General features: G+C 69.0%; 19 protein-coding genes and 1 other RNA gene. 5 read left to right on the top strand and 15 right to left on the bottom strand.

Annotated features, from left to right (window positions below; genetic code table 11):
- Both IPV09_RS09200 and IPV09_RS09195 read left to right on the top strand, forming a co-directional pair.
- A partial coding sequence (locus IPV09_RS09200) for a hypothetical protein (protein ID WP_207474944.1) occupies nt 1-513 on the top strand: 513 nt, incomplete at its 5' end.
- 37 nt (nt 514-550) lie between these two features.
- A complete protein-coding gene (locus IPV09_RS09195) occupies nt 551-1402 on the top strand; it encodes a DUF2510 domain-containing protein (protein WP_207474943.1) in 852 nt (283 codons plus the stop codon).
- Here IPV09_RS09195 and IPV09_RS09190 read toward each other — a convergent pair whose 3' ends face one another.
- Nucleotides 1403-1648, bottom strand: coding sequence for a hypothetical protein (locus IPV09_RS09190; protein ID WP_207474942.1), 246 nt, complete (start codon nt 1646-1648; stop codon nt 1403-1405).
- A 91-nt stretch (nt 1649-1739) separates the two neighbouring features.
- Between IPV09_RS09190 and map the strand changes: the two genes are divergently transcribed.
- Nucleotides 1740-2579, top strand: coding sequence for a type I methionyl aminopeptidase (map, locus tag IPV09_RS09185; protein ID WP_242681431.1), 840 nt, complete (start codon nt 1740-1742; stop codon nt 2577-2579).
- Here map and IPV09_RS09180 read toward each other — a convergent pair.
- The 10 genes from IPV09_RS09180 to rnpB all read right to left on the bottom strand — a co-directional run bounded on the left by IPV09_RS09180 (nt 2561) and on the right by rnpB (nt 13991).
- Nucleotides 2561-3088 (bottom strand): hypothetical protein, encoded by a 528-nt coding sequence (locus IPV09_RS09180; protein WP_207474940.1) that lies wholly within the window; start codon nt 3086-3088, stop codon nt 2561-2563. The two genes, map and IPV09_RS09180, sit on opposite strands and share 19 nt — an antisense overlap.
- Nucleotides 3089-3472: 384 nt before the next feature.
- Nucleotides 3473-4438, bottom strand: coding sequence for a LysR family transcriptional regulator (locus tag IPV09_RS09175; RefSeq protein ID WP_207474939.1), 966 nt, complete (start codon nt 4436-4438; stop codon nt 3473-3475).
- The gene (locus tag IPV09_RS09170) at nt 4435-5430 is read right to left on the bottom strand and encodes a uroporphyrinogen decarboxylase family protein (RefSeq protein WP_207474938.1); all 996 of its coding nucleotides are present in this window, start codon (nt 5428-5430) and stop codon (nt 4435-4437) included. The genes IPV09_RS09175 and IPV09_RS09170 overlap by 4 nt, the downstream gene beginning before the upstream one ends.
- Nucleotides 5427-7421 carry a hydantoinase B/oxoprolinase family protein gene (locus IPV09_RS09165; RefSeq protein WP_207474937.1) on the bottom strand — a complete coding sequence of 665 codons (1995 nt, stop codon included), beginning with the start codon at nt 7419-7421 and terminating at the stop codon, nt 5427-5429. Before IPV09_RS09165 ends, IPV09_RS09170 begins: the two co-directional genes overlap by 4 nt.
- Nucleotides 7418-9517, bottom strand: coding sequence for a hydantoinase/oxoprolinase family protein (locus IPV09_RS09160; RefSeq protein WP_207474936.1), 2100 nt, complete (start codon nt 9515-9517; stop codon nt 7418-7420). Before IPV09_RS09160 ends, IPV09_RS09165 begins: the two co-directional genes overlap by 4 nt.
- A gap of 11 nt (nt 9518-9528) precedes the next feature.
- The gene (locus IPV09_RS09155) at nt 9529-10350 is read right to left on the bottom strand and encodes an ABC transporter permease (RefSeq protein WP_207474935.1); all 822 of its coding nucleotides are present in this window, start codon (nt 10348-10350) and stop codon (nt 9529-9531) included.
- Nucleotides 10343-11218, bottom strand: a complete 876-nt coding sequence (locus IPV09_RS09150) for an ABC transporter permease (RefSeq protein ID WP_207474934.1) — start codon at nt 11216-11218, stop codon at nt 10343-10345. The genes IPV09_RS09155 and IPV09_RS09150 overlap by 8 nt, the downstream gene beginning before the upstream one ends.
- Complete coding sequence (locus IPV09_RS09145) at nt 11215-12279, bottom strand: ABC transporter ATP-binding protein (RefSeq protein WP_207474933.1); 1065 nt, start codon at nt 12277-12279, stop codon at nt 11215-11217. The genes IPV09_RS09150 and IPV09_RS09145 overlap by 4 nt, the downstream gene beginning before the upstream one ends.
- The gene (locus IPV09_RS09140) at nt 12276-13379 is read right to left on the bottom strand and encodes an ABC transporter substrate-binding protein (protein ID WP_207474932.1); all 1104 of its coding nucleotides are present in this window, start codon (nt 13377-13379) and stop codon (nt 12276-12278) included. The genes IPV09_RS09145 and IPV09_RS09140 overlap by 4 nt, the downstream gene beginning before the upstream one ends.
- A 246-nt stretch (nt 13380-13625) precedes the next feature.
- An RNA gene (gene rnpB, locus IPV09_RS09135) (RNase P RNA component class A) lies at nt 13626-13991 on the bottom strand.
- 85 nt (nt 13992-14076) lie between these two features.
- Here rnpB and IPV09_RS09130 point away from each other — a divergent pair.
- Complete coding sequence (locus IPV09_RS09130) at nt 14077-14742, top strand: hypothetical protein (RefSeq protein WP_207474931.1); 666 nt, start codon at nt 14077-14079, stop codon at nt 14740-14742.
- Between the two features lie 398 nt (nt 14743-15140).
- Nucleotides 15141-15512, top strand: a complete 372-nt coding sequence (locus tag IPV09_RS09125) for a hypothetical protein (protein WP_207474930.1) — start codon at nt 15141-15143, stop codon at nt 15510-15512.
- Between the two features lie 12 nt (nt 15513-15524).
- On the opposite strand, the gene IPV09_RS09120 is transcribed toward IPV09_RS09125, so the two are convergent.
- From IPV09_RS09120 to IPV09_RS09105, 4 genes are all read right to left on the bottom strand, one after another.
- Nucleotides 15525-16919 carry a hypothetical protein gene (locus IPV09_RS09120; protein ID WP_207474929.1) on the bottom strand — a complete coding sequence of 465 codons (1395 nt, stop codon included), beginning with the start codon at nt 16917-16919 and terminating at the stop codon, nt 15525-15527.
- 93 nt (nt 16920-17012) lie between these two features.
- The gene (locus IPV09_RS14485) at nt 17013-18470 is read right to left on the bottom strand and encodes an RNB domain-containing ribonuclease (protein WP_207474928.1); all 1458 of its coding nucleotides are present in this window, start codon (nt 18468-18470) and stop codon (nt 17013-17015) included.
- A gap of 31 nt (nt 18471-18501) precedes the next feature.
- Nucleotides 18502-19224 carry a zinc ribbon domain-containing protein gene (locus IPV09_RS09110; protein WP_207474927.1) on the bottom strand — a complete coding sequence of 241 codons (723 nt, stop codon included), beginning with the start codon at nt 19222-19224 and terminating at the stop codon, nt 18502-18504.
- Between the two features lie 35 nt (nt 19225-19259).
- Nucleotides 19260-20165, bottom strand: a complete 906-nt coding sequence (locus tag IPV09_RS09105; protein WP_207474926.1) for an acyltransferase domain-containing protein — start codon at nt 20163-20165, stop codon at nt 19260-19262.
- Nucleotides 20166-20176: the final 11 nt, after the last annotated feature.

Here is a 20176-nt window from a genome sequence, read left to right as displayed (position 1 = left end):
ACCTTCGACGTGGCCGAGAACCAACCCGACAACGGGCGCTACACCGGCGGCGGGCTGTCCTTCGCCGAGATCCCCGGCTGGGCAAACTCCAGCGGGTGGGGGCTGGACTGGGCGTCGAACCGGGCCGGGCAGCGTGACGAGGTGACCTCCTCGTGGGTCTCGATCGCCGTGGTCGGCGAGGTCGACCGCACCGTCTTCCCCAGCCCGCAGGCCGCCACCAACCAGTTGATGCAGTGCATGGCCAGCTCGTACTACTACCGCGACTTCTCCGGACGCAAGGATCTGCAGAACGAGGCCGTCACCATCGACGGCAAGGGCGGCTGGAAGCTGGTGGCCGAGGTGAACGTCAGCAACCGTCCCGACGGGGTGCGCGGTGACGTGATCACCATCATCGTCGTCGACGTCGGCCGCGAGGGAAAGTTGGCGGTGTTCTGTGGCCAGGCACCGATCGGTGACGCCGAGCGCAACCAACTCGTCAACGCGGCCGCGGCCGGGCTGCAGGTTCGCGCCTGAGTCGGCGACGACCCGTGGCCCCCCTACACTCAACGGCATGGCAGACGCAGGCTGGTACCCCGACCCGTCGGGTGCGCCCGGCCAGTTGCGCTACTTCGACGGTCGTTCGTGGACCAGCCAGGTGGTCGCCCAGGGCCAGGACGCCGGTGGCGGCACGGCTGGTCGGGGTGGTCTGGTCGCCGCCATCGTCGGCGTGCTGGCCCTCAGCCTGCTGGTCTGGTTCCTCCTGCGACCCGGTGGTGGAGACGCCTCCGGCTTCCCCGAGGACACCAACTCGGCCAGCCCCTCGATCACCGGCTGGGACGAGACGTCGGTGCCCACCCCGACCCCGACGCCGTCGACCACCGACCCCTCCGGCGCAGCCCGCGTGGAATGCCCCCGCAGTGGCGGCGGCTACGGGTACCGCAGCGACGGCAACCGTCGCCTGGGCGGCCAGTTGAGTTTCGAGTCACGGGGCTGGTCGCGTGGCGGGTTCAGCATGCCCTTCGCCCACGACGTCTCGGCCGAACGTCGCACCATCCGGCCCGGGTGGCAGAGCAACCTCGCGGTGGGTGCGCTGCTCAAGGCCGACGGGTTCGACGACCCCGCCCGTTCGGCGAAGATGATGACCGACTGCTTCGCCAGCTCGTCCTACTTCCGTGGCTACACCGGTAACAAGGTGCTGACCACCGAGGCGGTCACCATCGACGGGAAGCCGGGCCACAGGATGGTCACCGAGATCTACGTGTCCGAACCCGCCGACGTCACCGGCGACAGGGTGACGGTCATCGTCGTCGACACCGGCCACCCCGACCAGTTCTCATTCTTCGTCTCGGCGGCCACCATCACCGATCCCGAGAACATTGCCGAGGTGCAGCAGACCGAGCAGACAGTGCGTGTGGTCAGCTGATCAGAAGCGGAACGGGCCCCAACTGCCCTCCACCTCTTCCTCGTCGTCCTCGTCCTCGACGGGGTCGTTGAAGCGTGGGTCGGTGTCCCAGAGCTCGTTGCGTTCGGCCGCGTGCTGCAGGGCTGCGGCGGCGGCCTCCGGGCTGGCATAGGGGCCCAGCCGGTCCTCGGCCTTGCAGGCGGCATAGGGTTCGACGGTCTTGTGCTTGAGGCAGTAGTACCACTCGCTGCTGTGGTCCGCATTCATGGGTCCGACACTGCCACACCGGGGCACTCCGCGGGCGGGTATTAGAATCAGCCGGGTGACCAGCGTTGTGAAGCCCTACCCCGTCAGCCCCATGCGTCCCGTCCCGGCGTCGATCGAGCGGCCCCACTACGTGGGCAAGCGAGCGCCCGACCCCTACCTGGGCAGCCACGTGCAGACCCCCGAGACGATCGAGCTGATGCGCGAGTCGGCCTCGATCGCCTGCCAGGCCATGCACGAGGCGGCCAAGGCGATCGCACCGGGTGTCACCACCGACGACCTCGACAAGGTCGCCCACGAGTTCATGCTCGACCACGGCGCCTACCCCTCGTCGTTGGGCTACCGGGGCTTCCCGAAGGCCTGCTGCACCAGCGTCAACGAGGTGATCTGCCACGGCATCCCCGACGGGCGGCCGCTGGAGGACGGTGACCTGGTCAAGATTGACGTGACCGCCTTCAAGAACGGCGTCCACGGCGACAACTGCGGCACCTTCTACTGCGGCGACGTCGACGAGGCGTCCAGGCTGCTGACCGACCGCACCGAGGAGGCCATGAATCGGGCCATCAAGGCCGTCAAGCCGGGGCGTCCGCTGTCGGTGATCGGACGGGTCATCGAGAGCTACGCCGGCCGGTTCGGCTACGGCGTGGTGCGCGAGTACACCGGCCACGGGGTGCACACCGCCTTCCATTCGGGGCTGGTGGTGCTGCACTACGACGAGCCGCGTCTGGACACCCCCATCGAGGTCGGGATGACCTTCACCATTGAGCCGATGCTGGCGCTGGGGTCGGCGGCCAACGAGCAGTGGGACGACGGCTGGACCGTGGTCACCAAGGACCGCTCCCGGGTCGCCCAGTTCGAGCAGACGATCGTGGTCACACCCGAGGGCGCCGAGGTGTTGACCGTGCCGATGGCGGGCTACACCACCGCCCGCTGAATCGTGGTGTGAACGGTCACGGAGTTCTCGGGAAGCGACGACAGCCATCCTTGCCAAGCCGCGGTCATCACCTGAATTTCGAGGACGGGGCGGATCAAACCGGGAACGGTGGGGTGCTCAAAGCTCCCCACCGCTTTCAACTGGGAGGCGAGTTCCTCGGGCAGGCTGGCCCTCAGTGCGTCGTATTCCGGATCGGTGAGCCACCGCGCCGCACTGTCAGGCGGACGACGCCTGCCAAGTTCTTGGCCCTCGCGTCGGCGCGACGTCCGAATCCGGAAGACTTCGCCGGTCCAGATGCCCCGGCAGTGGAGGGCAACGTCCAGCGGTTGGCTCGGTCCTTCATTCACGCACGCCACCGCGGTAGCGTCCAGTGGTTGGGGCAGCCCATCGAAGCCATCGCTGGGTGGTCCTAGGGCGTAGGGGTCCAGGAAGAGCATGTCCTCGTAACGGACCAATCGGCCCACACCTGTGGCCACATCGAAAGGCTTGAGCAGTGGCAGGCTGCTCACGCGGGTACCCCGGGCGCCACCCAACCACCGCCGCCACCGCTTTCTCGCACCATCATCCACAGTGTCCAACGGTTATTCCATCGATTCGCGGTGCATCGCGGCGCGTAGTAGACATGGTTCTCGGCAGCCAACGTCCTGCCCCTGCTCTGGCAGCTGCTCTCCGACGTGAACCATGTATTCACAATGGTCTCGTAATCAGCTCGCGCTGTGGGCGCGACAAACACGGACAGTGCTACGACTGTGAGTGCAACTAGAACTGCGATTCTCTTCACGTCTATGCTCCTTTGCTATGGGGTGGCTGAGACACAGACCTTCTTAGCGTACAGTTCGAGGCGATTCTCGCGGGTGAACTGCTCGATCCAGTGAAACGGCCATTACTCAACCTCAGCCCTCGAGCAGTCCCGCGCGGCGCGCGACCAGCGAGACCTCGGAGGCGAGCCGGCCGAGCATCCGCCGGGCGTCGTGCTGGTGGGTGACCAGGCTGACGGTGCGCAGCGGCTGGTCGAGCAGGCGACGGGTGACCACCCCGGGGCGCTGGCAGGTGCGCACCGTCATCTGCGAGACCAGCGCCAGGCCCAGACCGGCGCCCACCAGTTGCTGGACCACCAGTTGGTCCTCCGAGGTGTGCCGAATCGCCGGGCTGAACCCATGGCGTTCACCGAAGTCGGTGAGGTTGGACTGGCACCAGACGCACCCCGACACCCACGTCTCGCCAGCCAACTCGCCGGCGTCCAGCGGCAGGTCGGGGTCTCCGGCGAGCCGGTGCCCCGCGGCCACGGCCACCAGCAGCGGGTCGCGTCCGAGCACGCGGTGGCGCAACTGTCCGCTGCCACCCAGGTCCTGGCCGCCCTCGGCGTGCTCGAAGACCAGCGCGGCGTCAACCTGCCCCTCCGACAACGCCTCGACCGCCACCGGCGGCTCCATGTCGATGACCCGGACGTCCAGGTCGGGCAGCGCCACCGTCAGCGCGGCGACGGCCGGCGCCACCAGCGCAGAGGACCCGCTGGGGAAGCTGGCGATGGTCAGCCGCGTCGAACGGCGCCGCACCGAGTCGCGCAGCGCGGCGCGGGCCACCAGCAGTCGTCCGGCAATGGCGTCGGCGTGGCCGAGCAGCACCTCACCGGCCGGGGTCAGGGTGATGCCGCGGGCGTGCCTGCGGACCAGGGCGGTGCCGGCCTCCTTCTCCAGGCGGCGCAGCTGCTGCCCGAGCGCGGGCTGCGTCCAGCCCAGTTTCCGGGCGGCCGCCGAGATCGATCCCATCCGGGCCACCTCGCGGAAGGTCAACACCAGCTTGGGGTCCAGCGACCCGCTGATCTCTGCCGTCTCGTCGTGGTCCTCGGCGCTGGTCATGGCGTGAGGGCGGCCAATCCCGCGTCGCTGGCCTGGGCCGACAGGATGCTGCAGGTGGGGGTGACCAGCACCGGACGGACCCGGCCCAGGGTCGCGGCGGCCGCGGCCTGCTCGGCAATGACAACCGGTTCGGTGAAGGCGCGGTGGTCCACTCCCCCGACCACGACGGTAGCATCCAGGTCGGCCAGGGACGGGTTGCCGGGCAGGAACTGGTCCCAGCTGACCGCGGCGCCCCACCGGGTCAGCCGCTCGGCCCGGGAGTGTTCCCCGCAGGTGTGCACGATGGTGGACAGGTCTGCCACCTCCTCCAGGATCTCGAGGTCGTAGGGCTCGGAGAATTCGCTGAACTGCTCCGAGGTCGTGATCTGCGGGTTCAGCGTACCCGTCGCCGCATAGAACAAGCCCTCCATGCCGGCTGCCCGCAGGTCGCCCAGGTAGCTGAGGTAGGTGTCGGTGATGGCACGCAGCGCCTGGTGGGTCAGCGCCGGGTCGGTCTCGAACAGTTCCGGCAGGGTCAACGCGCCGGTGGCGCCGAAGACCGGCTTGCCGGCGTAGTAGCTGAGTCCGGCCGCCTGGACCAGGGTGCTCAGCGGCGAGAACAGGGTCTGCACGACGGGCAGGTCGGGCGCCAGGGCGTGGACCTCGGCCACCAGCGCCACCTGTTCGGCCAGCACCGGCGAATCGGTCCGGGCGTCGACGGCGGCCAGGTCGTCCAGCGAGGTGATGGCCACCGCGGTCTGTCGGGGAATGTCACGCACCTCGTAGTCGCCGGTGCGGTACTGGTTGCCCCACACCTCGGCGTAGTAGGTGGCGCGCGGGTTGAGCTTGACCCAGTCCCACTGCCAGCGGTGGGCGAAGTCCGCGGTCCAGCGGGCCAGCGGTCCCCCGGGGTACTCGCTGTCGCGGTGGTGGCGCCAGGCGCTGATCGGCGGCCGGTCGGCCAGTTCGCCGGCCATCACTGCGGCGAATCGTTCGCGTGGCGTCCAGGTCATCGGTCGGTCCCGTCGGTCAGGTCGGCGACCAGGGCGTCGAACAGTCGGGCGGCGGTCTGCAGTTTCGTGGTGCTGGCCTCGGTGCGGGGGAAGCCCGCGGGCAGGCCGTCCAGCACCTGCTCGATGATCTGCACCTTGCGGGCATTGCGTCCGACCACCGGGCCGGCGAACAGGCGCTCGACCATGCGGTCCCAGGTGGGGGTCTCGAAGACCCGGTCGAAGCGTTCTCGTTCGGGGCCGGTTTCCCCGGCGCCGCAGGTGGGCGCCAGCCGGCGTTCCTCGGTGGCGGCCAGGTCGACCGAGCCGTCCCCGGTGATGACCACCCCGTAGTCGCGGGCGGCGGCCTCGACGCTGACCTTGCCGCGGGCCACGTCCTCGCGCACCGCGGTGATGTCCCGCTCGAAGGGGTGCCCGTAGCCGCCGGCACCGGAGGTCAGCAGCGTGACCGTGTCCCCGGGCTGCAGGGCGATGATGTCGACGATCGAGGGACGCTGCTCGCGGTCGGTGCCCTCGTTGATGACCATCCGGGTCGGCAGGCCGGGCTGGCCGCCGGCATAGCCCCAGGGCCGGAAGCTGACCCGTTCCATGCCGCGGGCCAGCAGCGAGCAGGGGCGCAGGGCCTCAAAGGTGAGCGCCAGACCGGTGCCGCCGCGCCACCTGCCGGGCCCGCCCGAGTCGGGGCGCAGGGCGTAGCGCAGCACCCTGACGCAGACCTCGGACTCGACGGTCTCGACGGGGTTGTTGGCCAGGTTGGAGATGCCGGAGTCGCGGCCGTCGACACCGTCGGCACCGAGCCGGGCACCGGTGCCGCCCACCATGGGCTCGACGACCTGCACGTGGTCGCGGTCGCCGCGGGTCTCGGCGACGACGACCGGGACGACCAGCCCGGAACTGGCCGCCGGCAGGGTCTCGGGGGCGACCTGGATGAGGGCTGCCGACAGCACGTCGTTGACCCGCGACGCGGTGGCGTGGCGCACCCCGGTCGCGGCCGGGTAGTCGGCATGCACGATGGAGCCCTGGGGTGCTACCAGGGTGACCGGACGCATCAGGCCGCCGTTGAGTGGCATGGTCGGGTCAAGGGTCATCACCAGGCCGAGGATGCGGGTGGTCAGCCAGGCGTGGGTGGTGCCGAAGCTGGCAATGTTGAGCGCTGCCTCGACCTGCGGGTCGGTGCCGGCGAAGTCGACGCTGAGGTGGCCGTCGTCGAGGGTGACGGTGATGCTGATGCGCACCGGTGCCCGGCTGAAGGCGTCGCTGTCGAGGTAGTCGACGGCCCGGTAGCTGCCGTTGCCGAGGCTGCGCAGGGCGGCCCGGGACTTGGCCGCGGAGCGGTCGAGCAGGTAGGTCGAGGCCTCCAGGAAGGCATCGGTGCCTTCACGGGCGGCCAGTTCGCCGATGCGGCGGCGTCCGGTGGCCAGGGCGCCGAGCATGGCTTGGAAGTCGCCCTCGTTGGCGTCGGGGGTGCGGGTGTTGCGTTGCAGCAGTTCGTTGATGTCGGCCACCACCTGGCCGCCGCGGACGTACTTGACCGGCGGGATCTGCAGGCCCTCGGCGAAGATGCTGGTGTTGAAGGGGCTGACCGACGAGGGCACCCGTCCGCCGATGTCGCTGATGTGGACGAAGGCCCAGCCGTAGGCGACGATCTCACCGTCGACGAAGTAGGGCTCGATCATCTGGATGTCGGGCAGGTGGGTGGACAGGCCGCCGGTGGTGAACGGGTCGTTGGTGACGATCACGTCGCCGGGCTGCAGCGGGTCCCGGTCGTGGACGCGGGCGATGGCGGTGGCCAGGTTGAGCCCCACGAAGCCGGAAACCCCCATCGCGTTGGGGTAGGCGATGAAGGTGCCGTCACGGTCGGCGATGGCGCAGGCGAAGTCGGCGGTCTCCTTGACGTAGAGACTGCGCGAGGTGCGCTGCAGGGTCAGGCACATCTCCTCGGTGAGCGCGGCCAGCTTGGCGCCGATGATCTGCAGGTCGGTGGTCGCGGTCATCGCGCACCCTCCTTGACGAGTTCGAGGTCACGGTTGGGCAGCCGCCGCAGCGTCCAGTCCGGGGGGACGACGATGGTGGTGTCGCTGTGCTCGATGACGGCGGGGCCGCTGGTGGTGGCACCGACGGCCAGGTCGTCGTAGTCGAAGACGTCGGCGGTGACCCAGGTGCCGCGGTGGCTGAGGCGGCGGTGCTGGCGGGGTGCGACCTGGGCACCGCCGTCGGCTTCGTGCACCTGGTCGGCCAGCGGCAGGGTCTGCCCGACGACGGCCAGGCGCAGGGTGCCGACCTCCAGGGCGGAGGTGGCATGGACGAAGTCGTAGCGCAGCTGGTGCTCGGCGTTGAAGCCGGCTCGGATGTGCTCGGCGTCCAGGACGTCGGGGCTGGTTCCGGGGGGCAGGTCGGCCAGCCTGTACTCCCCCAGCGCGATGGACAGTTCGTAGGCCTGGCCGGGGTAGCGCATGTCGAGGCTGACCTGCACCTTGCCGGTGTCGGGGTCATCGCCGTTCTCGGCGAGCCAGCCGCGGCCCTGGTCAATGATGTCGGCGGCGGCCCCGCGCAGCGCGGCGGCGGTCTGCTCGTCGAGCAGGTCACGCACGCTGTGGACGAAGTCGCGGCGCAACGGAGCCAGGGCGGCACCGAGCGCGCAGTAGGTGGCGGCGGCGTCGGGGACGACCAGGCGGGTGATGCCCAGTTCGTCGGCGAGCATGGCGGCGTGGGTGGGGCCGGCCCCACCGAAGGGGACCAGGGTGAAGTCGGGTGCGTCCAGGGCTCGTTCGGCCAGCAGCTTCTGCAGCTCGGTGGCCATCTGGGCGGTGGTGAGACGCAGCGCGGTGCCGGCGGTCCAGGCGGCCGGTTCGTCGGCGCCGACACCCAGTTGGGTGGCGACGTCGGCCAGGGCGCCGTTGGCGCGTTCGGGGTGCAACGCCATGCTGCCGCCCAGAAAGCCGGCGGGGTCGATCATGCCGGTGGCCAGGTAGGCGTCGGTGATGGCGGCCCGGTCGCCGCCGAGCCCGTAGCAGGCCGGGCCCGGGGAGGCGCCCACCGACTCGGGGCCCACCTGCAGCACGGGCTGCTGGGTGGACAGGTCGGCCCAGATCACCGACCCGCCGCCGGCGCCGATGGCCGACACGTCCACGACGGGCAGCATCAGGGTGAGCCCGCCGACCTCGGTGGTGGTGCTCAGCCGGCTGCGTCCCTCGACGATGATGGAGATGTCGCTGCTGGTGCCGCCCATGTCAAAGGTGACCAGGTTCTGCCCCGGGTAGTGCATGCGGGCAGCGGTCACACCGGACGCCGGGCCCGACAGGATCGTGTCGAGGGGTCGGGCGATGGCCGACTCGACCGAGAGGCTGCCGCCGTTGGAGGCGGAGATGAACAGCGGCGCGGTGACGCCCAGGTCGGCCAGACGACGCTGCAGGTTTTCCAGGTAGCGCTTGACGGTGCCGTGGATGTGGGCGCCCATGACGGCCACCAGGCAGCGTTCGTACTCGCGGATCTCGGGCCACAGCGCGGCCGCCGAGATGACCTCGACGAGGCCGCCGTGGGCGGCGATGGCGCTGGCGAGCCGGTCGGCGACCTGCTGTTCGTAGGCGGGGTTGGCGTAGCCGTTGACCAGGCTCAGCACGACGGTCTCGGGGGCCAGGACGGCGACTCGGGCTGCGGCGGCGGTGATCTCGTCGTCCTCGGCCGGGTCGATGACGGCGCCCTCGGGGCTGAGTCGGGCACCCAGCTGCAGCACGTTGTCGCGGCGCACCAGGGGCTGCTGGCCGACCGCGTGCAGGTTGAACGAGCTGGGCATCCGCGAGCGTCCGATTTCGAGGACGTCGGCGAAGCCCTCGGTGACGACCAGGACGACCTTGCCGCCGCGGCGCTGGATGATGGCGTTCAGGCCGATGGTGGTGCCGTGGGTGACGCTGGCGATGGTGGCCTCACCGAGGTGCCCCAGCAGGTCGGCCATGCCGACGCCGACGGCCTCGGCCGGGTCGGCCGGGGTGCTGGAGACCTTGTGGCGCAGCATGGCCGACCCGTCGTCGGGTACCGCCACGAAGTCGGTGAACGTGCCGCCGACGTCGATGCCGATGCGGTAGGCAACCATGGGTGTTCCTTTCAGAATGCCTTGGACAGGTCGACCCATTTCGACAGCAGCAGCATCACGGCGATGCTGAGGCCCATCAGCAGGGTCGAGACGGCTGCGGCCGAGGGGTCGAGTTCGAACTGCACGGCCGACATGATGCGCAGCGGCACGGTGGTGGTGTTGGGTCCCGAGACGAAGGTCGAGACGGCGACCTCACCCAGGGACAGCACGCCAGCGAAGACGCCGCCGGCGACGATGCCCGGACGCAGCTGCGGCAGGGTCACGGTGAAGAAGACCCGCAGCGGACCGGCGCCCAGGCTCTGCCCGGCGCGTTCCAGCATCGGGTCCAGGCCGTGAACGCTGATCGAGACGGTGCGGATCGCGAACGGCAGGGTGACCAGGGTGTGGGCCAGCCACAGGCCGGTGATGGTGTTGAGCACCCCGGAGCCCTGCAGGTAGGTCAGCAGTCCCAGCCCGATCATCACCTCCGAGACGATCAACGGGGACATGAAGAAGCTGGTCAGCAGCGGCTTGGGGCGTCCGCGGTGCAGGCCGTAGGCCGCCAGGGTGGCCAGCACGACCACGGTCGGGATGGTCAGGGCGGCGACCAGCAGCGACAACTGGATGGAGACCAGCCACTCGTTGCTGGACAGCACCGTCTGGTACCAGCGCAGCGAGAAGCCCGAGGGCGGGAACTGCACCAACGGCGTCGGATTGACCGAGCTGCCGACCAGGGCCACCAGCGGCAGGGCCAGGAAGACCAGGACGGCCAGACCGCTGAGTCGGACCAGCCAGCCATCACCGAAGGGGCGCAGCCGGCGGCGGCGGGTGGGACCGGTGGTGGGACTAGTCATGGATCCTCCTGTCCCAGGTGCGACCCGCTGCGCTGAGCAGCAGGATCACCACCAGCGAGATCGCGAACAGGACGAAGCTGAGCGCGGCGGCGCCGGGGTGGTTGAACACCCGCATGGCCTGGTCGTAGACGCGCAGCCCGGCCAGTGGCTGGTTGGCGCCGCCGACCAGCATCGGGGTGACGTAGATGCCCATCGAGAGTGAGAAGACGATGACGGCACCGCTGACCAGTCCGGGGACCGACAGCGGCAGGACGACGCGGCCGAAGGTGCCCAGCGGGCGGGCACCCATGGACGAGCTGGCGCGCAGCAGGGCGTCATCGATGCGTCCCAGCGAGGTGGCCAGGGTGACCACCGCAAAGGGAAGCAGCACGTGGGTGACCACGACCACCACCGTCACCGGTCCTGACAGCAGGTTCATCGGACGGTCGGACAGTCCGACCCCGGTAATGATCGAGTTGAACAGGCCCTCGGCGCTCAGCAGTGCACGCCAGCCGAAGGATCGCACGACCACGCTGGTGAGCAGCGGTGAGACGACCACGATGGTGGCGATCATCCGGTAGGTGGCGGAGGTGGAGCGGGCCAGCAGCCACGCCACCGGGAAGGCGAGGACCGCGCACAGGAGCGTGACGACCAGCGCCATCCTGATCGTGTACAACAACGAGTCGCGGAAGTAGGAACTGGCGAACACGGCCCGGTAGTTGTCCATGGTCAGCCCGCTTTGGGGCTCGTAGAATCCGTCGACCGGGCGCAGGCTGAGCAGGAACAGGCTGGCCAGCGGCACCACGAACAGCGCCAGCAGGAACAGTCCGCCCGGTGCCAACGGCAGTGCCTCCAGCAGCCGCCTGCGGGTGCGGATCGGCTGCTTCACTCGCTGATCACCACCACGGCCGCCGGATCCCAGACCAGGCGCACCGTCTCACCCTCCTGGGGTGGGGTGCGCCCGGCACCCGCATCGGCCAGTTCGACCGCGATCAGCTGCTCGGTCCCTTCCAGACGGACCTGCAGGTGCCAGGTGCCGCCGGAGAACGCGCGCATGGTCACCTCGCCCGTGGGGAACCCGTCGTCCCCGCCCTGGTGGGGGTCGGCCAGCGTGATCTGTTCGCGGCGCAGCACCACGGTGACCTGCCCGGTGGCACCGCCGGGGACCACCGGCAGGGTGGTGCCACTGGCGGTGACGGCGCGGCCGTCGCTGATGGTGGCCGTGATCAGGTTGCCGGCGCCGAGGAAGTCGGCCACGAAGGCGGTGCGGGGGTGCCGGTAGATCTCTTCGGGGGTGCCGATCTGCTCGATCTTGCCGCCGTTGAGCAGGGCCACCCGGTCGGACATGGTCAACGCCTCGTCCTGGTCGTGGGTGACGAAGATCATGGTGGTGCCGATGGCCTTCTGGATGCGCCGCAGCTCGAACTGCATCTGTCGGCGCAGTTTCGCGTCCAGGTTCGACAGCGGTTCGTCCAGCAGCAGGACGCTGGGCGAGTAGGCCAGGGCCCGGGCCACGGCGACCCGCTGCTGCTGTCCGCCGGACAGTTGGCGCGGGCGACGTTCGGCGAAGGCGGCCAGGTCGACCAGTTCCAGGACTTCGGCGACGCGGCGGCGCACTTCGGTCTTGGGCGTCTTGCGGACGTCCAGGCCGTAGGCGACGTTCTGGGCGACGGTCAGGTGCGGGAACAGGGCGTAGCTCTGGAAGACCAGACCCAGGTCGCGGCGGTGCGCCGGTTCCCCGGTGACGTCGCGCCCGTCCACCAGGACCTGTCCCTGTCGGGCATCGACGAAGCCGGCGATGACGTTGAGCAGGGTGGTCTTGCCGCAGCCGGAGGGGCCCAGCACGGAGAGGAACTCCCCGGGCTGGACGTCCAAGGCGTCGAGGTCGAGGATCGTGGTGTCCCCGTAGCCGGCCTGCAGGTTGCGGACGGCGACGTGGCCAGCGCTCACGCGAAAATCTCGTTCCAGTCCTTTTGCAGCCCATTCAGCTGGGGCAGAACGGTCGGGTAGTCGATCCACGCGAACTTCTCGTAGACGTCGTTGCCGTACTTGATGCGGCTGGCGAAGGTCTCGCTGTAGGTGATGGTGGTGTTGGAGGCGGCGTACCAGGTGCCCTCGGCGAAGACCTTCATGTTCTCGGGCTTGCTCAGTTCGGAGAGGAACTCATAAGCCAGGTCGGAGTTCGCCGACCCCTTGGCCAGGTAGTACGAGGTCAGCGCGCCGACAGCACCCGACTCGGGGTAGACGAAACCAATGTCGACGCCGTTCTGCTCCATGGCGAAGGCGCGGCCGTCCCACCACGGGACGATCCAGGCGTCACCGTTCTGCAGCGCGGTCTGCATGGCACCGGAGTCGGCGGGGTAGGTCGAGACGCAGTTCTTGAGCTTGGCGAGGGTGTCCATGGCCTTCTTGTTGGCGGCCGGGTCGCCGAGCTTGCCGCCCTGCTCGTTGGCCAGACCGGCCAGCAGTTCCAGGCCGGGGTTGTAGGACAGCGGCGGCAGGCCGACGTGACCGCAGTACTCGGGCTTGAGCAGGTCGGACCAGTCGGTCGGCGGGGTCGCGATCTTGTCCTTGCGGTAGGCGAACCCGGTGGAACCGGTGGTCAGCGGCAAACCGAAGGTGGTGCCGTCAACGCCGGCATGCTCGACCAGGACCGGGCTGAGCTGGCTCCAGTTGCTGATCTTGCTGGTGTCGAGGGGTTCCAGCACGTTCGCGCGGGCAGCCTGGCCGCTGAGGTCGGGGGTGAGCGCGACCAGGTCGTAGGGCGGGTTCTGGCCGTTGGCGGCGCGCAGCTTGGTCAGCCACTCCGAACCGCCACCGGGAACGAACTGGACCTTGGCCCCGGTGCGCTTCTCGAAGGGCTCGACGAAGGCCTTGGAGAAGGTCTCGCTCCAGGCACCGGCGAAGGCGGTGACGGTGAGGGTCTTGCCCGCGAGCTCGGAGCCGTTGTCGGAGGTCGAACCGGTGTCGACGCTGCAGCCGGTGACGAGCAGCGCGAGGGTGGTGACAATGGCTGCGGCAGCACGGCTGACCGATGATGAACGCTTCACGTCCGGACCTCCTGGTGTGGGGGTGGGCTGCTCCGGTGGCCGTGGGCACAGGCCGGGGCAGGGGGTCACGTGACCCTGGTCCAGTCTGGTTCGTCAAAGCATCAACCAGAAGACCGAAGATGTTTGGGGGTCCAAAGTGGGGTTTTGGACGACGTTGGCGGTGGGGCGCCTTCGGAGATCCTGCGGCCCGGGTGTGTGAAGGAGGCCGTGGGGGCGTTGTCACAGCCCCTGGTGAGCTCGCGTGGAAGGACGAGTCGGCCGATAAGCCGGATTTTGTCGAAGGATGATCATCTATCTGCGACCGCTGTTGCCAACGGCCTTCCGTGCACGCACGGTGCGACCTACCCGGACGCTCAGGCGGGCCGCCCTCAAACACGTCCTGTTCGGTCTTGCTCCGGATGGGGTTTACCGAGCCACGCCAGTCACCTGGCGTGCTGGTGGTCTCTTGCACCACCGTTTCACCCTTACCAACCGTGGTTGGCGGTCTGTTTTCTGTGGCACTGTCCCGCGGGTCACCCCGGGTGGGCGTTACCCACCATCCTGCCCTGTGGAGTCCGGACTTTCCTCAGCCACCACCCGGGGGGTGGTGACCGCGATCATCTGGCCGACTCGTCCAACCACGCAGTCTACGCCGAAGTTGTCCACAGATTTGCGCAACGGGCTCGGAGATGGGCCACTCGTGGGTGAGGATGAGTCCGTGTCCGGAAACTCTGTTACCACCGCGGCGTCGACGGCGCGAGGCTGGATGGTTGCTGGACTGGTCACGGCGGCACTGCTGAGCGGGTGCCAGCCCTCGGACGACGCGACCACTCCCCCGCCGTCCGTCACAGCAGCGCCGACGGTGTCCACGACTGCGTCGCCCAGCGCGTCGCCGACTGCATCCGCAACGCCGACCCCGAGCCCGTCGATGGTGGTCACCGCTCGGCCGACCACTCCGGAGGAGACCGCGGCATTGGCTGCGGAGGCGGAGTTCGTGTACCGGGAGCAACAACGACTGATCGACGAGTATGAGAGCAAGGGTGGAGCAGCAACGTTGCCGGAACCGCTCAAGCGCTTCGTTGGCGGTGTGTACGCCACTGCTGTCGCAGAGTCGCTCAAACGCACGAACGATCAAGGACACAGGGTCGAGGGCGCGACGCTGGTGAAGCGGATCAAGGTGTTCACGGACACTAAGGAACCGTCATCGCTCTTGGGGATGCAGTTCTGTGATGACTGGAGTGAGACGGTCCTCATCGACAAGGATGGCCGACGCGTGCCTGTTGAAGCGTGGTTGATGAATCGTGCCGAGTTTAGCCGTGGTGTTGATGGAAGGCTCCGTGTCACCTATAACGAGGCCAACGAGGTGGGCACGTGCGACGCTTAATCAGTACAGCTCTCGTTGTCATGGTCGCGATATTCTTGCCGCTCTCTGCTCCCGCTGAACAGAAGCGTTGCATCCGTCCGGTCAAAGGCATCGGTGAAGACGGCAAAGTAACCCTCATCTGCGCCAAGTGGGCGGGGGATTCAAGCACTCCCGTCCCGACAGTCATAGCAACGCCGGTTAAACGAACTCCGCCTCCGGGACAACCCGTCGCCCCCGGCCCGCCAGGACCGCCCATCGGCTGTCTCACTCCCTTCGACAACCCGGCTGCTTGCATCCCCACTGACGCCGGCGGCAGACCGATCGACATCCCGGGTGCAGCTCGCACGGCAGCACTGAGCCTGCGACTCCCGGCGCCCGCCATCAGCATCGGGCCCGACCCGGCGCGCAACGAGTGGAACATGATTCCGGTCGGCTTCCCCGTGTGGATCTGGACCACCGAGCCGAAAACCTTGAACGCCACCACGACGCAGCAGGGCATCGCCATCACCATGACCGCGACCCAGGGACCGACCACCATCACCTTCGGCGACGGCACCAGCCTCGTGTGCACGACGATGACTCCCCGGGCCCCGGTCATCACCCCTCCCCCGCCCTCGCCAGACTGCGGCCACACCTACCGGGACAAGGGCGACTACGTCATCCGCGCCACCACGACGTGGAACGTCACCTGGCAGGCGCTCGGACTCACCGGCACGATTCCCATCACTCGCACCGGCAACGCACCGCTGCGTGTCGGCGAACTCACCGCCGTCCTGGTCCCGGGCCCCTGATCTGGCCCGCTGTCAGGCAGCAGTGGGGGCGATCCGCCCGGTCGGGTCGTGGGTCATCCACGACTGGGACGGCGTCACCAGATAGCCGAACCCCAGCGGAGAGGTCCAGCAGAACACCCCGGGCAACGGCTGGCTGAGCTGCCACCCCGCATGCGTCTTCGCCCGGTGGACCTTCCTGGACAGGGGCCCGAGATTCCCAGGCCGAGTCGGTGGCTCCGCCGGTGGCGGTGGCGGTGTCGACGCCCAGGGTTGGGTGTGGTCGAGGTCCAGTCCCCTGGCCAGCCGCTGCGAGAACGGGAAGACCTCATAGCCATTGCGCAGTTCGACCGCCTCACGCATCCGCGGTGGGCACTCGTAGGCGTCGGTGGCCACCATCCCACCCGCGTCCAGTACTGGACGAACCCGCACCCGGGTGTGGCCGACCAAGTCCTTGACCCACCCCGCCAACAGCGGCCCGAGCTTCTCCTCCCGCACCACCCCGACACCCTCGCGCAGGGTCTGGTCGCTCAGGTGGACCACCAGGTCGGCGTGGGGCAGCAACTTCTCGGGGTCCACGTCGACCCGGCCGCAGGTGTGGCCACGCATCCCGCGGGCGGGGCACTCGGGGTCCAGGTCGGGCAACTCACCCTGCACCGAGGCCTGGATCAACTGCAGCGCCAGCGCCGGGTTCGCCAGCACGCCCAGCGCCAGCGCATGGCGCATCGCCAACGACTCCTTCGTCTGCGCTTCCGCCACCGGGTCCGAGGACGCGGAAAGGCTGCCAATGATCCCCGCCAGCCGGGCGACCTGCGCCTTCAGCATCACCGCATCGGCAACCGGAATGGTCGCCCAGACCCGGGTGAACCCGACGGCCGACTCGTCGAAGACGACCTGGCACTGGCCCTTCAACTGTTCGTACTCCGTCTGCGCCCGCTCGGGCTGCAACTGCATCACCCGACCCTTGACCAGGTTCAGCAGGCGTCGATAGGACATCGTCACCAACAGTGGCCCGAGCTCCGCGTCAAGGGCAATGACCTGGTCAAAGGACAACTGGTGGGTGACCCGGGCCAACTCGCGTGCCCGCCACACCCGGAACCCGCCGTCCATCACCCTCGCCCAGACGCTGGGCAGTCGGTGGCGCACCGCCAGTGCGTCCCCAATGGTGAGACGCACCGACTCCTCGCTGACCCGAAGCGCCGCAGCCAGTTCCAGGCTGCAGAACTCCGCCACCCCGGGCACACCATCGCCACCCCACTGCACCAGACGCTCGGTGCCAGCCAGCACCGGACCATCCTCGGGCACGTACCGGTACGCATCGGCGAACCGCGCGTAGCTGGCGAAACGTTCCGCCTCTGCCCTCATCACGGCCGTCTCGGCCTCGCTCACCTCCGCCACCATGACCCGGGCGTGTTCAACGCTGAACTCCATGGTCACCCTCCTGCTTGAATCGAACCCATGTCCCATTCTCGCGGTGACCTCTGACAAAACTTGCAGCACGTTCCGACGGGCTGCGGTCAGCCCTTACCGAGGGGCGGACGTGACGAACGACACCTCGCCATCGGCCACGCTCGCCCGCTGCAACGTCACCGTGATCCGCTCGCCCAGCACGACCCCGCGCCCCTTCACCGGGGCCTCCACCGCCGGGTCGGTCAAGGACACCACGCCCTCGGACTTGTTGCGCTCATCGACGCTGACCACCACGCCCTCGAACTGCTGTCCCACCCGTCGCTGCAGCACCATTGCCTCAACCATGTTGGTGATGCCGCGTTCAAAGGCCTTGGCGCGACGGTCCGACTCGGCCATCGTCTCCGGCAGGTCCGGCAACGCCTCCAGCACCCACTCGGGCACCGGCTCACCGGCGCACACGGCCACGCAGATCTCACCGACGTAGCGATCGACCAGGCGGCGCAGCGGTGCGGTGACGTGGGCGTACTGGGCTGCCAGCGCCCCGTGCACGGTCTCGTCGTGGCCGAGTCCGGGGGTGATCACGGTGTACCCGGCACCGCGGAACAGTCGCACGCAGGCCATCATCATGGCCTGCCCCGCGGGCTGCGTCGGGTCCAGCGAGCGGACGAAGTCGCCGTAGCTCTGCTCGGCTGGCCACGGCAACCTCAGCGACCGGGCCACCTTGCGCAGCACGTCGATGGTTCGCTTCTCGGGCGGCGGCAGGGTGCGCAGGATGCCGACCCCGGCGTCCAGCATGATTTTGGCCGCGCTGAAGCCGGTCATCAGCGAGATCTGCGCATTCCAGTCCTCGTCGGGCAGCGACTCGCGGTAGCCGAGTTCCCAACTGCCGTCCTCGGCGACGTCGACCTGCTGGTCGGGCAGGTTCAGGCTGACACCTCCGCGGGCCACCTCGACGGCGCGCCGCAACTGGCCCACCTGCTTGAGCAGCATCAGCGTCTCGCCGGCAGTGCCGGCATCGATGTCCGCCTGCACCCGGGCGTAGTCAAGTTTGGCGCGGCTGCCCACCAGTCCGCGCATCACGGTGGCGTCGCTGATCTCACCGGCAGCGTCCAGGGTCATCCGCCACACCTGCGCCGGACGAGCGACCCCGTCGGCCAGCAGACTCGCCGCCTGCTCGCTCAACACCGGCGGATGCAGGCCGTAGCGGGTGTGCGGGGCGTAGAAGGTCTGCCCTCGGCGGTGGGTCTCGGCATCGATGGCCGAACCCGCCCGGACCCACGCCGCCACGTCGGCGATCGCGTAGTGCACCACGTACCCGTCGCCGGATCGGGCAATGTGCATCGCCTGGTCCAGGTCCATCGAGTCCGGCGGGTCGATCGTCACGAAGGGGATGTCGGTCAGGTCGACGTGCCCCAGTGAGGTGTCGTACCCGCGCGCCACCACCTGGTCGACCTCGGCCCACACCTGGGCCGGGTACTCGTCAGGAACATCCAGTTCGTCATGCAGGCGGTCGAACGCAGCCCTCAGCGGCTCGGGCAGGTCCGGGGAGATCCGGAACGCAACTGACGGCATGGGCTGGTCCTCTCGTGCGGGGCTCGTTCGATCAGCGGACCAGGATGCGACCGCACTCCTCGCACCTTATGACCTGACTGGGCGGCGCGGCAGAGTACTGGCGCAGATCGGAGGCATTCGCCTCGACGTGGCAGCCCATGCAGCGGCCATCAGTCAGCTTCGCGGCCCCGGTGCCGGCCTTGGCCCCGATCTTCTCGTACAGGGCGAGCAGTTCGCCGGGCACGACGTGGGCGTGCGCCGCCCGGTCGCTGCCCAACTCCTCGAGCTCGGCGTCAATCTCGGCAAAGCTTGCGTCACGGCTGGCGATCAGGGCACGACCCTGGCTGTCGATGCCGCCGCGACGCGCGGCGATCTCGTCGCGGACCCGGGTGGCGTCCTCGATCTGCTGCATCAGCTCCAACTCGTCGTCCTCGAGCTTGGTGATGCGTCCCCGCAGGTGCTCCAGTTCGTCCACCATCGAGCGCAGCGCCTTCGGGTCGCTGATCTGCCCGGCATCCACCTTGGCCTGGTTGCGGACCAGCCGCGCCCGCGCCGGTTCGAGGTCGACCTCGAGGCGCTGCTGCTCCTCCTGCAGGTCGCTGAGCGCCGTCTCGGCGGCGACCAGTTCCTGGGTGACGGCATTGCGCTGGGCGCCGAGCTCACGCAGTTCGGCCAGTTCGGGAAGGGTGGCACGACGATGCTTGGCCCGCGCGATCGCGACGTCGGCGTCGGCCAGCACGAGCAGGCGCAACTGGTCTTCGGGTGAAGCCTGCATGAGACCCTCCTTGGATGGACTTGTGGAGCCCGACTCTACCGCGCAGCGATGCGTCCCTGCGCCTGCCGCAGGTGCTTGCCCGCGCGCCAGTGCGACACCAGCGCCCGCTCCAGCGAGGTCCGCTGGGGCAACTCGTCCAGACGGTCGGGCAGCACGCGAGCGGCGTCGGGTTCGATGTTGAAGACGAAGTAGTAGCCGTCGCGGTCCTTGTCGATCCCGCCGGTGACCTGCCAGCGTGCGGCGAAGGCGGCAATGTTGCTGCCGGGCAACAACTCGACCAGGGCCGGGTCGAGCAGCCACGACTGGCAGTACAGCCAGTCGACCCCGCCCTCGATCTGGTCGGGGAAGTGTCGGGCATAGAAGGTGGCTGCCGCGTCCAGGGACTGCGACACCGCCTCCGGCGCCATTGACCCGTCGCCGGGAATGTGGGTGTTCAGCACCACCTGCGGCCCGCCCCCCACGTCCGCGACGTACAGCTCGAACTGCAGCCGTCCCAGCCGGATGAAGTCCCCGGCCCACACGTTGCGCGCCCAGTTCGCCTGGGTCAGCCCCGTGGCCCCGCGGACGAGCCGGTGCTTGGTGACCTGCTGGCCCAGGTCGGCCATCGAGGCCCAACTGACGTCGGCGGGGATGCCCCGGGTCAGGTGGTGCTGGTGGACGTCCACCGCGGTCGCCAGCAGCGCGCACAGCGGCAGCCCGCCGACCATCAGACCCTCGCGTTCGTCGTCCATGGTGAACCCCGGCCGAGCCCACGTGTCGCGCCACTGCCCCACGAACGGGCTCAGCAGTCCGGTCAGCCGCTCCACCTCCGCCACCAGGGCAGGGTCGTCGAGCACCCGGGTCACCAGCGCCACGATCGGCCCCCGGTCCACCTCGTCGATGCCCAGACGCTGCAACAACCCGGACAGGTCGGACAACGCCAACCGCTCAACCACATTCATGACTGCGACCC

Origin of the sequence: Tessaracoccus sp. SD287 (genome assembly GCF_017355265.1) — a bacterium.
In the GTDB taxonomy this organism is placed as follows: Bacteria; Actinomycetota; Actinomycetes; order Propionibacteriales; family Propionibacteriaceae; genus Aestuariimicrobium.
The sequence above is the reverse complement of the archived record's forward strand: the minus strand, read 5'-3'. Positions and strand labels throughout refer to the sequence as shown.

What these genes read in the sequence shown, in the direction of transcription:
- IPV09_RS09195 (WP_207474943.1), top strand. Translation starts at nt 551, where the DNA reads ATGGCAGACGCAGGCTGGTACCCCGACCCGTCGGGTGCGCCCGGCCAG.
- IPV09_RS09190 (WP_207474942.1), bottom strand. Translation starts at nt 1,648, where the DNA reads ATGAATGCGGACCACAGCAGCGAGTGGTACTACTGCCTCAAGCACAAG.
- map (WP_242681431.1), top strand. Translation starts at nt 1,740, where the DNA reads ATGCGTCCCGTCCCGGCGTCGATCGAGCGGCCCCACTACGTGGGCAAG.
- IPV09_RS09175 (WP_207474939.1), bottom strand. Translation starts at nt 4,438, where the DNA reads ATGACCAGCGCCGAGGACCACGACGAGACGGCAGAGATCAGCGGGTCG.
- IPV09_RS09170 (WP_207474938.1), bottom strand. Translation starts at nt 5,430, where the DNA reads ATGACCTGGACGCCACGCGAACGATTCGCCGCAGTGATGGCCGGCGAA.
- IPV09_RS09165 (WP_207474937.1), bottom strand. Translation starts at nt 7,421, where the DNA reads ATGACCGCGACCACCGACCTGCAGATCATCGGCGCCAAGCTGGCCGCG.
- IPV09_RS09160 (WP_207474936.1), bottom strand. Translation starts at nt 9,517, where the DNA reads ATGGTTGCCTACCGCATCGGCATCGACGTCGGCGGCACGTTCACCGAC.
- IPV09_RS09155 (WP_207474935.1), bottom strand. Translation starts at nt 10,350, where the DNA reads ATGACTAGTCCCACCACCGGTCCCACCCGCCGCCGCCGGCTGCGCCCC.
- IPV09_RS09125 (WP_207474930.1), top strand. Translation starts at nt 15,141, where the DNA reads ATGATTCCGGTCGGCTTCCCCGTGTGGATCTGGACCACCGAGCCGAAA.
- IPV09_RS09120 (WP_207474929.1), bottom strand. Translation starts at nt 16,919, where the DNA reads ATGGAGTTCAGCGTTGAACACGCCCGGGTCATGGTGGCGGAGGTGAGC.
- IPV09_RS14485 (WP_207474928.1), bottom strand. Translation starts at nt 18,470, where the DNA reads ATGCCGTCAGTTGCGTTCCGGATCTCCCCGGACCTGCCCGAGCCGCTG.
- IPV09_RS09110 (WP_207474927.1), bottom strand. Translation starts at nt 19,224, where the DNA reads ATGCAGGCTTCACCCGAAGACCAGTTGCGCCTGCTCGTGCTGGCCGAC.
- IPV09_RS09105 (WP_207474926.1), bottom strand. Translation starts at nt 20,165, where the DNA reads ATGAATGTGGTTGAGCGGTTGGCGTTGTCCGACCTGTCCGGGTTGTTG.